The following is a 12,714-nucleotide window of genomic DNA, read 5'->3' as shown; positions in this document are numbered from 1 at the left end:
CAGGTGTGTGCAACTTAGCGGGGGAGGTCTCTGCGAGGATCGTGCGGTGCGTCGATCCCCCCTCCTCCCTCTCCTCGCCGCCTCCCTTCTCGCCACGGGGCTCGCCGGGTGCACCGCGGATGCTCCGACCGATCTCCCGACGAAGACCTTCACGGAATCGATGAGCGCGGTCCGCATCGACGCTCGTGAGACCAGCGACGACCTGGTCGCGGCGTTCGGTGAGATCCGCTTCGATCAACCCGTCGACGTCGACGTCGAGCAGTGCGCGGGTCAGGAAGCGGGCATCGGTCGTTGGCACTGGGGTCGCGTCTTCGCGGCTACCGACCCCGTCTCGACGATCGCCGGCCTCCGGGACTCCTACGCCGGTGCCGCCTCGGTGACGACGGGAGCGCCGGGAGACGTGGAGATGACACCGGGCAGGAGTGTGATCGCGCAGCTGCCGTGGACGCTCATCCGCGATGACGCCGGGTCATACCTCCTCCAAGCCCAGGAGGGGCCGGAGGGGATCGTCTCGATCACCGTCTTCAGCGCCTGCGGCGTCCTTTAGACGGGGCGTCGAAAACGCACGAGAGCCCGCGGCACAGGATGCCGCGGGCTCTCGTCGAGGTCGTTCCGTCAGTCGGTGCCGGCGTCGAACGCGGCGGACTCGCCCGCGGCATCCGTCGCCTCGGCCAGGCGCTCGCCGTCGGCGCTCAGGGGAGCGGCGGGCTCGACGATCTCCCGCGCCCCACCGACGGCGACGTCGCCGACGAGCTCGCCGGTCGGTCCGCCGATCAGGCCCTGGGCCGCGTACTGCTCGAGACGGGCGCGCGAGTCGGCGATGTCGAGGTTGCGCATGGTCAGCTGGCCGATGCGGTCGACCGGTCCGAAGGCGGCGTCGCCGACGCGCTCCATCGACAGCTTCTCGGGCGAGTACGACATCCCGGATGCCACGGTGTCGAGGATCGTGTAGTCCTCGCCGCGGCGCAGGCGCACGGTGACCGAGCCCGTGATGGTCGACCCGACCCACTTCTGGATCGACTCGCGCAGCATGAGCGACTGCGGCTCGAGCCAGCGGCCCTCGTACATGAGGCGGCCGAGGCGGCGACCCTGCTCGTGGTACGTGGCGAGGGTGTCTTCGTTCAGGATGCTGTTGACCAGGCGCTCGTACGTGAGGAACAGCAGGGCCATGCCCGGGGCCTCGTAGATGCCGCGCGACTTCGCCTCGATGATGCGGTTCTCGATCTGGTCGCTCATGCCGAGGCCGTGGCGTCCGCCGATCGTGTTCGCCTCGCGCACCAGGGCGACCGGGTCGTCGAAGCGCGTGCCGTTGATCGCGACCGGGCGACCGGCCTCGAAGGCGACGGTGACGTCTTCGGTCTCGATCTCGACGGCGGGGTCCCAGAAGCGCACGCCCATGATGGGCTCCACGATCTCGAGCGAGACGTCGAGGTGCTCGAGGGTCTTGGCCTCGTGCGTGGCGCCCCAGATGTTGGCATCCGTCGAGTACGCCTTCTCGGCGCTGTCGCGGTAGGGGAAGTCGTGGGCGACGAGCCACTCGCTCATCTCTTTGCGCCCGCCGAGCTCGGTGACGAAGTCGGCGTCGAGCCACGGCTTGTAGATGCGCAGGGCGGGGTTGGCGAGCAGGCCGTAGCGGTAGAACCGCTCGATGTCGTTGCCCTTGTAGGTGGAGCCATCGCCCCAGATGTCGACGCCGTCTTCTTTCATCGCGCGCACGAGCAGGGTGCCGGTGACGGCGCGGCCGAGCGGCGTGGTGTTGAAGTAGGTGCGGCCGCCCGAGCGGATGTGGAAGGCACCGCACGCGAGGGCGACGAAGCCCTCTTCGACGAGCGCGGTCTTGCAGTCGACCAGGCGCGAGATCTCGGCGCCGTACTGCGTCGCGCGACCGGGGATCGAGGCGATGTCGTCTTCGTCGTACTGACCGAGGTCGCCCGTGTAGGTGCAGGGCACGGCGCCCTTGTCGCGCATCCACGCGACGGCCACGGAGGTGTCGAGACCACCCGAGAAGGCGATGCCGACGCGCTCGCCGACGGGAAGGGACTGCAAGACCTTGGACATGCCCTCGATTCTAGGGCGGAGGGATGCCGCAACCCGACTCGGGGGAGCGGTGCGGCCGACGAAGGGCCTGGGGAGGAGCCTCAGCCGATCACGACGTCGGTGATCGTGACGGGCGTCGCCGGGCGGCCGTCGGCGGCCCCGCCCTCGGCGCCGGCCGCGGCGATGCCCTGCACGACGGCGAGGCCTTCGGGCGAAATCCGACCGAACACGGTGTAGTCGGGCCGCAGCTGCGTGTCCTCGTAGACGAGGAAGAACTGCGACCCGTTGGTGCCCGGACCGGCGTTGGCCATCGCGACCGTCCCGGCCGGATACTTCTCCGACCCGTCGAGCTCGTCCGCGAAGCGGTAGCCGGGACCACCGCGACCGGTGCCCGTGGGGTCGCCGCACTGCAGCACGAAGATGCCCGAGGTGGTGAGGCGGTGGCATTCGGTGTTCGAGAAGTACTGCTGCTGCGCGAGCGAGACGAAGCTCTCGACGGTGCAGGGCGTGCGCTCGCCGGTGAGGGTGATCGGGATGTCTCCCGCCGAGGTCTTCAGCACCGCCTGCACGTCGCCGGTCGGACGGTCGGTGCCGGCCGCAGGCGGGGTGACGTCGACCGCGGGCTGTCCCGAGGCGGGGTACGCGCACTCGGCGCTGCCGGCGCTGCCGGCGCTCGCCGAGGGAGCGCTCGCCGAGGGGGCGCTGTCCGTCGAGGTGCCGCCGGAGCACCCGGCGAGCACCAGCAGAGCGGAGGCGGCCAGGGCGACGGTGATCAGGCGGGTGCGCACGGGTCCAGCGTAGGCGGCTAGGTCTGTCGGCGCGCGACCAGGTCGAGCGCGGCCTTCTCGAACCAGCTCCCCGCTGCCGGACCGCCGTTGCAGTCGCCGTCGCTCTCGCCGGGCCGTTTGATCCACAGCAGCGCGTCGAGACCGCTCGCACCCGACACCGCTCGCGGCGTGCTGCCGAGACCGGCCCCGGGGGGATTGCACCACTCCCCGGTCCAGCCCCGGCCGTTGCGCGAGGTGTCGATGACGTAGCGCGCGGTGCCGCCCAGCGCGGAGCGCACGCGTTCGGCGTAGGTGCGCTCCGAGGCCGTGGTGCGGAACCCCGAGACGTTCGTCGCGAAGCCGCGCGCATCGGCGATCCCCGCGTCCCGCAGCCGCGCCGCCATCACCTCGGGCGCGATCCACCCGGAGTTCCCGGCGTCGATGTAGGCGGGCACTCCCGCCGCGGCCAGGGTGCGGACGCCGTCGCGGATGAGCCCGGCGCGATCGCCCTGACCCGCGCAATCGCCGAGCATGGCGAGGGCGTCGGGCTCGATGATCGCGACGGACGGCGTCCCGCGCAGGGTCTGCGCGATCAGGGCGACCCACCGGGCGTAGCCCGCCGGGTCGAGTCCGCCGCCGGAGTGCTGGCCGCAGTCGCGGGCGGGGATCGCGTACAGCACGAAGACGGCGGTCTTCTTCTGCCGGACGGCGGCCTGCGTCTCGGCCCGCAGCACCCGCACCAGCGTCGAGGAGTCGTACCACTCGCCGAGCCACACCGCGGTGGGCTGCGCGGCGATGATCCCGAGCGTCTTCGCGACCGCCGTGCGTCCCTCCCGCGCGGCGGTCTTCTGCGCCTCCGCGGCCGCCGAGAAGGTCGGGAGGGCGGGGCCGGATGCCAGGGGGTTCGGCCCCGAGGGGAGCGTCGACGAGCCGCCGGCCGCCGAGGCGGGCGTCGCGGAGAGCAGGGCTGCGGGGGAGATCAGCAGGGCGACGGCGCCCGCGGCGAGCACCGTCTTCCAGGACGGGCGGCGTGACGGCATCCGGGGTCTCTCTCGCAAGCGCTGCGCGGGATCGCCTTCTCCGCCGGGGGGCGGGGGATCGCCGAGGTGCGCCCATTATCACCCGGGCGGGATCGCGCGCGGGAGCGTGGCCGCGGGAGGATCGCCCGGCGGACGTCCGATCAGCGGGGTGCCGCTCCGCGCGCGCGACCGAGGGCGACGACGCCGAAGGCGAGGGCGATGATCGCGACCGCGATGATCACGATGTACACGGCGACGCTGCCCCACCCGCCCGTGTTCGGGTCGAGGAACGGGTAGGGGTACCAGTACGGCGCCCCGGTCGTCGGGTTGGTGATCAGGGGTGCCCGCACGAGCGTGTAGACGATCCAGACGATCGGGAAGATCGCCGCGGCGAAGGCCGCCGACCAGGGGAGGCGGCGGCGCAGCGGCCCGAGCACCACGTCGAGCAGCAGGAACAGCGGACCCCACACGTGCATGACCTCGTTCGACCATCCGACCGTCTCGGGCTGGAGCGGGAGCCCGCGCAGCAGCAGGTTGTAGACGACGCCGGTGACGATCATGTAGGTCGACACGAAGGCGAGCGCGGTCGCGAGGCCGCGGGGATCGACCTCGAGGCGTCGGCCCCGCGCGAAGAAGCGCACGCCGAGCACGAGCAGGACGACGGCCGACGAGACGTTGGAGAGGATCGTGAAGAAGCTGAAGAAGTTCGCGACCACCGTCGGGACGTGCCGGCCCTGAGTCAACGCCTCTCCCACGGTCGAGGAGAACTGGGCGATCACCGCGGCGAGGATCAGCACCGCGACCGCCAGTCGCACCGCATTCCATCCGGTGATCCACCCACGCGATCGCTGCATGGAGTCAGGCTACTGAGATGCAGGCGGCTGCGGGCGGGTCGTTGCCACATGCCCCTGCGGTCGTGTCGGGCCCGCTCGATAGGATGGGGTGTACCGCCGGACAACATGCGAGGAGCACTCATGCCCGGAATCGTGATCGTCGGCGTCCAGTGGGGCGACGAAGGCAAGGGCAAGGCCACCGACCTGCTCGGTGAGCGCACCGACTGGGTGGTGAAGTTCAACGGCGGCAACAACGCCGGCCACACCGTCGTCATCGGCGACGAGAAGTACGCGCTGCACCTCCTGCCCAGCGGCATCCTGTCTCCCGGGGTGACCCCGGTGATCGGCAACGGCGTCGTGGTCGACCTCGAGGTGCTCTTCAACGAGCTCGAGGCGCTCAACGCGCGCGGTCTCGACACGAGCCGTCTCAAGATCAGCGCGAACGCGCACATCATCACGCAGTACCACCGCACGCTCGACAAGGTCACGGAGCGCTTCCTCGGCAAGCGCATGATCGGCACCACCGGTCGCGGCATCGGCCCGGCCTACGCCGACAAGATCAACCGCGTCGGCATCCGCGTGCAAGACCTCTTCGACGAGAACATCCTGCGGCAGAAGGTCGAGGGCGCCCTCGACCAGAAGAACCACCTGCTGGTGAAGATCTTCAACCGCCGCTCGATCACGGCCGACGAGATCGTGGAGGACCTGCTCGCCTACGCCGAGCGCGTGCGCCCGATGGTCGCCGACACCTCGCTGCTGCTCAACGACGCGCTCGACGCGGGCGATGTGGTCGTCTTCGAGGGCGGCCAGGCCACCATGCTCGATGTCGACCACGGCACCTACCCGTTCGTCACCTCGTCGTCGGCGACCGCCGGTGGCGCGTCGACGGGTTCGGGGGTGGGCCCCAACCGCCTCGACCGCATCGTCGGGATCGTCAAGGCGTACACGACGCGCGTGGGCTCGGGCCCGTTCCCGACCGAGCTGTTCGACGAGAGCGGCGACTGGCTGCGCTCGCGGGGCTTCGAGTTCGGCACCACCACGGGGCGTCCGCGCCGCGTGGGCTGGTACGACGCGCCCATCACGCGCTACGCGACGCGCATCAACGGCATCACCGACCTCGTGCTGACCAAGCTCGACATCCTCGGCGGCCTCGAGCAGATCCCCGTCTGCGTGGCTTACGACGTCGACGGCGAGCGGTTCGACGACCTCCCGGTCAACCAGACCGACTTCCACCACGCGAAGCCCATCCTCGAGTACTACCCGGGCTGGAGCGAAGACATCTCCACCGCGCGCACCTTCGACGAGCTGCCGCAGAACGCGCAGGACTACGTCCTCGCGCTCGAGAAGATGAGTGGAACCCGCATCTCGGTCATCGGCGTGGGCCCCGCCCGCGACCAGGTCATCGTTCGGCACGACCTCATCGACTGATGCGGCTCTGGGTCGGCGCGTACGCCGGCGATGACGGCTCCGCCGAGGGCATCGGCATCCTGCAGGCCGGAGAGGCCGACGCCCCGGGGGCCGGCGGCCCCCTCGGCATGGTCGGCACGGCCGTGGCGGCGCCGGGATCGGCGTCGTGGCTCGCAGCCCACCCCGCGAGCGGCGATCTGCTGTACGCCGCGCTCGAGTCCGACGGGACGGTGCAGGCCTACCGCCGCGTCTCCGACACGCGCCTGACCCCGCTCGGAGCCCCCATCGCGGCGGGAGCGGCGGTGTGCCACGTGGCCGTGGCGCCCGACGCGTCGTTCCTCGTCGCGAGCTGCTGGGGCGACGGGAGCGTAGTGCACATGGACCTGGATGCCGCGGGGCGGCCCTCGCGCCCCGTGATCGCCGCCGAGGCCGCCGACCCCTACGGGGCGGCCCCCGACGAGGGAACGGTGAGCACGGGTGCGCGGGTGTCGGGCGCGGTCGTCCCCGACCTCGCGGCGGCCGCGCGGGCTCTGCGCGAGGCCGCGGGCGAGGACTACGCCCATCTCGTCCCGGCCTACGACGACCTGCCCGAGACCGACGCCGAGTCCGAAGAGGCGGCCGCGGGCGCGCGGGTCTCGCGGGCCCACCAGGCGACGTTCCTGCCCGGCGGCCTGATCGCCACGACCGACATGGGGCTCGACCTCGTGCGCCTGTGGCGTCGCACCCCGGCGGGCCTGCGCGCGGTGCAGGAGGTGGTGCTGCCGAAGGGCAGCGGCCCGCGGCACGGCGTGTGGCATCCGTCCGGGCACTTCTACGTGGTCACCGAGCTGAGCCGCGAGGTCTTCGTGCTCGCTCCCGACCGTGAAGGACGCTGGCACGTGCGCTCCGGCGAGCCCCTGCTCGGCACCCTCGACACCGACACCGCCGCCGAGCTCAGCATGGGCCGCGACGGATCGACGCTGTACGCCGGCGTGCGCGGGAGCGACACGGTCGGCGTGCTCTCGGTGCGCGGCGCGGGAGAGACGCTGCAGCTCACCGCGCTCGCCGAGACGGGCACGCACTGGCCGCGGCACCACCTGGTGGTCGACGACACGCTGCTCGTGGCGGGTCAGCTCGCCGACGAGATCGTGTCGCTGCCCCTCGACGCGCGCACCGGCGTTCCGGGGCGCGTGCGCCACCGCACCGTCTCGGCGTCGCCCACGCGGCTGCTTGCGATGCGCTGAGCGGGTCCGCGCCGCGGCGCGGCGGTTCCGCTACTTCTTGGCATCCTGTCGCGGGATGACGATCTGCTTGATGATCAGCAGGACCGACGCCGTCACGGGGATGGCGACGAGCGCGCCGAGGAGGCCCAGGAGCGTGCCGCCGACGAGGGCGCCGATCACGACGAGGGCACCGGGCACCGAGATCGTCCGGTTCATCACGCGTGGGGTCAGGATGTATGCCTCGATCTGCATGTACACCAGATAGACGATCGCGAAGATGAGCCCGGCGGTCGGACTGACGATGAGCGTGAACAGGGTCGCCGTCGCCCAGAACAGCACCGAACCCACGAGCGGGATGAGCGTGATCCCGAAGGCCAGAGCGGCGAGCAGGGCCGCGAACGGCTGCTGCAGGATCGTCAGCACGATGAACGCGAAGACCGCGTTGCACAGGGCGAGCACGACCATGCCGGCGAGGTAGCCACCCACCGAGTCGGTGATCTGCCCCGTCATGTCGGCGACGGTCTCACGGCTGCGCGCCGGCGTGAGGCGCACGAGGCTGTTCTTCATCTTCGGCAGGGATGCCAGGAAGTACAGGCTCAGCACCAGCACGATGATCGCGCCCGAGATGAACTCACCGATCCCGATGCCCACCTGAAGGAGTCCGCCGCCGATCGCGGCGATGTTGGTGGGGTTCGTGACGAAGCTCTGCACCTCTTTCAGCACGTCGCCCAGGCTGTCGCCGAAGTTCTGCTCGACCCAGCGAACGGCGTCGCTGTCGATGACGTCGTTGACGAACGTGGGGATGTCGCCGACGAACTGCTCGACCTGACGCACGACCGGGGGGATGAGCAGCCAGAGGGCGCCGGCGAGGATGACCGCCAGTCCTCCGAAGACGATGACGATGCCCCACGCCCGCGACAGGCCCCGGCGCACGAGCATGCGCACGAGGGGATCGAGAGCGAGGGCGACGAACAGGGCGATCGCGATGTAGATGAGCACCGTCGACAGCTGCCCGAGAGCGAGAGCGAGCAGGAACGCGGTCAGGCCCCCGAGGGTGAGGAAGAAACCGGCGGCGTAGGGGCGGGAGACCGCCGCCCACACCGGCTTGTCGCGCGAGGTGGGCGCCCCGGCGTCGGCGCCTACGGCGGTGGGGTCGGGGCGCGTCGATCGGCTCATGCTCACACTGTAGGACTCGGCCGCGGCGGACGACGGTGCACCGCACGGTGCCGTGCGGCGCGGTAGGGTCGGAGCGATCTGGGAGGACACATGACCGACGCCGATCCCTCGACGATTCTGCAGGGGCTGCGCGGCAGCATCGACAACATCGACGCCGCGCTCATCTTCCTTCTCGCCGAGCGGTTCCGCTGCACCAAGCAGGTGGGCGTCCTCAAGGCGAAGCACGGGATGCCCGCATCCGATCCCGCGCGCGAGGAGCAGCAGATCGCCCGCCTGATGCGCCTGGCGGAGGATGCCGACCTCGACCCCGCGTTCGCGGAGAAGTGGTTCAACTTCGTCGTCGCCGAGGTCATCCGTCACCACCGAACGGCCGCCGCCCAGCCGCCCGTCGACTGAGCTGTCGCACATCGCGCGGGGCGACGCAAGGGCCCCGCGACACGCCCGGGGTGTCATGCGGGTGAATCGACCGACCGACTCGCGACGGCGGGATCCAGACGCGCGCGCGTGCCACACGGCATCCGGATCCGCAAGGCGAGGAACGATTTGCCAGCCGATCCATCACCGTGAAACGTTGGATGAGGTCCTTCACGGGCCGTTCACCCGACCAGTCCGCGGTCGCCGGTGTCTTCTCGGGGGAGGGGATGCCGCGAGCGTATGGTCGGCGGCCAGGACGCCGGACCCGATGTCCGGTGTCGACGTGCTCCACCCCCGGAGAGCGCCGACGGCTGCCACCCGGGCGTGACCTGCGCGGCCACCCGAAGGCCGCTGAGGTGCACCAGTGACACATCCGCCTGCTTCGACGGAGCCCGCTCCGTCCGCATCGGCTTCGCCCGCATCCGCTTCGCCCGCATCGGCGAGCGAATCGCCCGCCCTCTCCGCCAAGAACCTGTTCAAGGTCTTCGGACGCGCGCCCCAGGCCGCCGTCGACAAGCTCCGCTCCGGCGCCACGCGCGACGAGATCGCCGACCACGGGACCGCCGCCGTCATCGACGCGAGCTTCGACGTCCAGCCCGGCGAGATCTTCGTCATCATGGGGCTCTCCGGCTCCGGCAAATCCACCATCATCCGCATGCTGAACGGCCTGCACGAGGCCACCGCGGGAACCGTCGAGGTCAAGGGCGACGCCCTGACCGGCGTGGGCGCGTCCCGCCTGCGCAGCCTCCGCCGCGATCGCCTCGCGATGGTGTTCCAGCACTTCGCGCTCTTCCCGCACCGCACGGTCGCGGCCAACGTCGCCTACCCGCTCGAGCTCCAGGGCGCCGGCAAGGCCGAGCGTCTGGCCAAGGCGAACGAGATCCTCTCCCTCGTGGGCCTCGACGGCTGGGGCGACAAGCTCCCCTCGGCGCTCTCGGGCGGAATGCAGCAGCGCGTCGGCATCGCCCGCGCCCTCGCCGCCGACACCGACATCCTGCTCATGGACGAGGCGTTCAGCGCCCTCGACCCGCTCATCCGCCGCGAGATGCAGGAGCAGCTCATCGAGCTGCAGCGGACCCTGAAGAAGACCATCGTCTTCATCACGCACGACCTCAACGAGGCGATGTTCCTCGGCGATCGCATCGCGGTCATGCGCGACGGACGCATCGTGCAGATCGGCACCCCGGAAGACATCCTCACCGACCCCGCGAACGACTACGTCGAGCAGTTCGTGCAGGACGTCGACCGCGCCCGCGTGCTCACCGCCGGCAACGTCATGGAGCGCCCGCGTCCGCGCGTCGACGCCTCGGCGGGCCCGCGCACGGCCCTGCGCCAGATGCGCGACGCCTACATGTCTGCCGTCTACGTCACCGACCGCGACCGCAAGCCGCTCGGCATCATCACCGACCGGGATGCCATGAAGCTCGTGCGGGCGGGGGAGAGCTCGCTGCTCAGCCGGCTCAAGCCCGTTCCGCAGACCGTCCGCGAGGACGACGTGCTCATGAACCTCTTCGTCCCCTCGGTCGAATCCCCGCTCCCCCTGGCCGTGCTCGACGCGGAGGGCCGTCTCGCCGGTGTCATCCCGCGCGTCACGCTGCTCGCCGCCCTCGGACCCGGGCCCACCTCCACCGAGGAGATCACCGTGCTTCCGCAGCCCCTCCCGTCCGCCGAGATCGATGCGGTGCTCGACACCCCGGTCGCGGCCTCCGAGACCGAGGGGGTGCGCTGATGGATGGCTTCCGCATCCCGGTCGGCTCCTGGGTCGACTCCGCCGTGGACTGGTTGCGAGACAACCTCTCCGGGCTCTTCGACGTCATCGCCGTGACCGTGCGCTTCCTCGTGGGCGGTCTCAGCGACATCCTCCTGTCGGCGCCGATCGTCGTGGTGATCGTGATCGCCGCTCTGCTGGCCTGGCTGCTGCGCTCGTGGAAGCTCGCGGTCGGCACCGTGGTCGGCTTCGCCCTCATCCTCGCGATGGGGCAGTGGGTCACCGCCATGCAGACCCTCGCCCTCGTGCTCGTGGCGACCATCGTCGCTGTGGTGATCTCGGTGCCGCTGGGCATCTGGTCGGCGCGCAACAGCACGGTCCGCGCGGTGCTGAAGCCGATCCTCGACTTCATGCAGACGATGCCCGCGTTCGTGTACCTGATCCCCGCGATCACGTTCTTCAGCATCGGCGTCGTGCCCGGTGTCGTCTCGACCGTCATCTTCGCGCTGCCCCCGGGTGTGCGTCTGACCGAGCTCGGCATCCGCGGGGTCGACTCCGAGACGGTGGAGGCCGGGCAGGCGTTCGGCGCCACCCCGTGGCAGATCCTGCGCGGCATCCAGCTGCCGCTCGCGATGCCGACCATCATGGCCGGCGTCAACCAGGTGATCATGCTCGCGCTGTCGATGGCGGTCGTGGCCGGCATCGTCGGCGCCGACGGCCTCGGCAAAGAGGTCGTGCAGTCGATCTCGACCGTCAACCTGCCCAAGGGCGTCGAGGCCGGCCTGAGCGTCGTGATCCTCGCGGTCTACCTCGACCGGCTCACCGCCGCTCTCGGCAACCGCGCCGACAACACCTCGTCGCTGCTCGGAGTGCTCGCCCGTCGGCGGGCCGCCCGTCCCGCGGCGGTCGTCACGGCCGGTGCCACCGCGGCGCCGCACGTCGACACGGCGTCGGCGGATGCCGCAGCCGAGGCCGATCGCGAGAAGGCCTCGCCGCGCCGCGCCCCGATCTCGAGCGGTCACTGAGCCCCTCCTCGGCGCGAGCCGCTGGGATCCGTCGTTCGCCCCGTGCGGGGGCGACGGGTCCCGGTGGCTCGCGTGAGGGACATCCGGAAATCACATACGAAAAGGAAGAGAACACAGCAATGAAGACGCGACACCTCACCGCGACCCTTGCCCTCGGCAGCGTGGCGGCTCTCGCCCTCGCGGGCTGCGCCAGCGGAAACCAGGCCGAAGGCGGCTCGGGCGACGGCGGCGACAAGGGCACCATCACCCTCGGGTTCCTCCCCTCGTGGACCGACGGCCTCAGCACCGCGTACCTGCTCGAGGACCAGCTCGGCAAGCTCGGCTACACCGTCGAGATGCAGACCCTCACCGAGGCGGGCCCGCTGTACGCCGGACTCGCCCAGGGCGACGTCGACATCTACCCCTCGGCCTGGCCCGAGCTCACGCACGCCGACTACATGGACAAGTACGGCGACAACATCGAAGACCTCGGCGCCTACTACGACGACGCCAAGCTCACGATGGCGGTCCCGAGCTACGTCGACATCGACTCGATCGACCAGCTCCAGGCGAACGCCGCGCGCTTCGACGGCAAGATCTACGGCATCGAGCCTGGCGCGGGCCTGACCAAGCAGACGCAGGAGGTCGCGATGCCCGGGTACGGCCTCGACGGCCTCGAGCTCGTCACCTCGTCGACCGCGGCGATGCTCACCGAGCTCGACAACGCGATCGCGGCGCAGAAGGACATCGTCGTCACCCTGTGGCGTCCGTTCTGGGCCAACGACGCGTACGACGTCAAGGATCTCGCCGACCCCCAGGGGCTGATGGGCGACCCCGAGGCGCTGCACTTCCTGGGCACGAGCGGCTTCGCCGAGAAGTACCCGGATGCCGCCGAGCTCATCGCCGGCATCGAGCTCGACGACGCGCAGTACGGCTCGCTCGAAGACCTCGTCGTCAACGAGTACGGCGAGGGCAAGGAAGCCGACGCGGTCGACGCGTGGCTCGAGCAGAACCCCGACGCGTTCTCGACGCAGCGCGACTGATCTCGTACGCCGAAGGCTCCCTCCGTCCGCGGGGGAGCCTTCGGCGTTGCGGGAAGCGGTCGCTCGTCGGACCGAACGGCTCCTCACCTGCCGGGCGAGCCGAG

Annotated in this window: 12 protein-coding genes; 7 read left to right on the top strand and 5 right to left on the bottom strand. The window is 70.8% G+C overall.

What is annotated here, in order from left to right:
- Positions 1 to 46: 46 nt before the first annotated feature.
- A complete protein-coding gene (locus tag FB047_RS06255; protein ID WP_136586321.1) occupies positions 47 to 547 on the top strand; it encodes a hypothetical protein in 501 nt (166 codons plus the stop codon).
- Between the two features lie 68 nt (positions 548 to 615).
- Here the strand turns inward: FB047_RS06255 and argG are convergent, their stop codons facing one another.
- From argG to FB047_RS06240, 4 genes are all read right to left on the bottom strand, one after another.
- Positions 616 to 2,058: an argininosuccinate synthase gene (gene argG / locus FB047_RS06250; RefSeq protein ID WP_136586320.1), complete on the bottom strand. Its 1,443-nt coding sequence runs from the start codon at positions 2,056 to 2,058 to the stop codon at positions 616 to 618.
- A gap of 80 nt (positions 2,059 to 2,138) precedes the next feature.
- A complete protein-coding gene (locus FB047_RS17075; RefSeq protein WP_205822699.1) occupies positions 2,139 to 2,825 on the bottom strand; it encodes a peptidylprolyl isomerase in 687 nt (228 codons plus the stop codon).
- A 17-nt stretch (positions 2,826 to 2,842) separates the two neighbouring features.
- Entirely contained in the window at positions 2,843 to 3,844 is a 1,002-nt protein-coding gene (locus tag FB047_RS17070; RefSeq protein WP_205822690.1) for a glycoside hydrolase family 6 protein, read from the bottom strand.
- A 140-nt stretch (positions 3,845 to 3,984) separates the two neighbouring features.
- Positions 3,985 to 4,677, bottom strand: a complete 693-nt coding sequence (locus tag FB047_RS06240; protein ID WP_136586319.1) for a Pr6Pr family membrane protein — start codon at positions 4,675 to 4,677, stop codon at positions 3,985 to 3,987.
- 120 nt (positions 4,678 to 4,797) lie between these two features.
- Here FB047_RS06240 and FB047_RS06235 point away from each other — a divergent pair, with 120 nt between their 5' ends.
- Complete coding sequence (locus tag FB047_RS06235; RefSeq protein ID WP_136586318.1) at positions 4,798 to 6,084, top strand: adenylosuccinate synthase; 1,287 nt, start codon at positions 4,798 to 4,800, stop codon at positions 6,082 to 6,084.
- Complete coding sequence (locus tag FB047_RS06230) at positions 6,084 to 7,286, top strand: lactonase family protein (RefSeq protein WP_136586317.1); 1,203 nt, start codon at positions 6,084 to 6,086, stop codon at positions 7,284 to 7,286. The genes FB047_RS06235 and FB047_RS06230 overlap by 1 nt, the downstream gene beginning before the upstream one ends.
- Positions 7,287 to 7,316: 30 nt before the next feature.
- On the opposite strand, the gene FB047_RS06225 is transcribed toward FB047_RS06230, so the two are convergent.
- On the bottom strand, positions 7,317 to 8,441 hold the full coding sequence (locus FB047_RS06225; RefSeq protein WP_136586316.1) for an AI-2E family transporter: 1,125 nt from the start codon (positions 8,439 to 8,441) through the stop codon (positions 7,317 to 7,319).
- Between the two features lie 90 nt (positions 8,442 to 8,531).
- On the opposite strand from FB047_RS06225, the gene FB047_RS06220 reads away from it, so the two are divergent.
- The 4 genes from FB047_RS06220 (at position 8,532) to FB047_RS06205 (ending at position 12,610) form a co-directional block, all read left to right on the top strand.
- Entirely contained in the window at positions 8,532 to 8,837 is a 306-nt protein-coding gene (locus FB047_RS06220) for a chorismate mutase (RefSeq protein ID WP_136586315.1), read from the top strand.
- Positions 8,838 to 9,219: 382 nt separating this feature from the next.
- Positions 9,220 to 10,584, top strand: a complete 1,365-nt coding sequence (locus FB047_RS06215) for a quaternary amine ABC transporter ATP-binding protein (RefSeq protein ID WP_420812643.1) — start codon at positions 9,220 to 9,222, stop codon at positions 10,582 to 10,584.
- Positions 10,584 to 11,588: an ABC transporter permease gene (locus FB047_RS06210; RefSeq protein ID WP_136586314.1), complete on the top strand. Its 1,005-nt coding sequence runs from the start codon at positions 10,584 to 10,586 to the stop codon at positions 11,586 to 11,588. The genes FB047_RS06215 and FB047_RS06210 overlap by 1 nt, the downstream gene beginning before the upstream one ends.
- A 119-nt stretch (positions 11,589 to 11,707) precedes the next feature.
- Positions 11,708 to 12,610 carry a glycine betaine ABC transporter substrate-binding protein gene (locus tag FB047_RS06205; RefSeq protein WP_136586313.1) on the top strand — a complete coding sequence of 301 codons (903 nt, stop codon included), beginning with the start codon at positions 11,708 to 11,710 and terminating at the stop codon, positions 12,608 to 12,610.
- Positions 12,611 to 12,714: the final 104 nt, after the last annotated feature.

This window comes from Microbacterium hydrothermale (assembly GCF_004854025.1).
Lineage (GTDB): Bacteria > Actinomycetota > Actinomycetes > Actinomycetales > Microbacteriaceae > Microbacterium > Microbacterium hydrothermale.
Note: the sequence above shows the minus strand (reverse complement) of the source record. Positions and strands in the feature narration are given on the sequence as shown.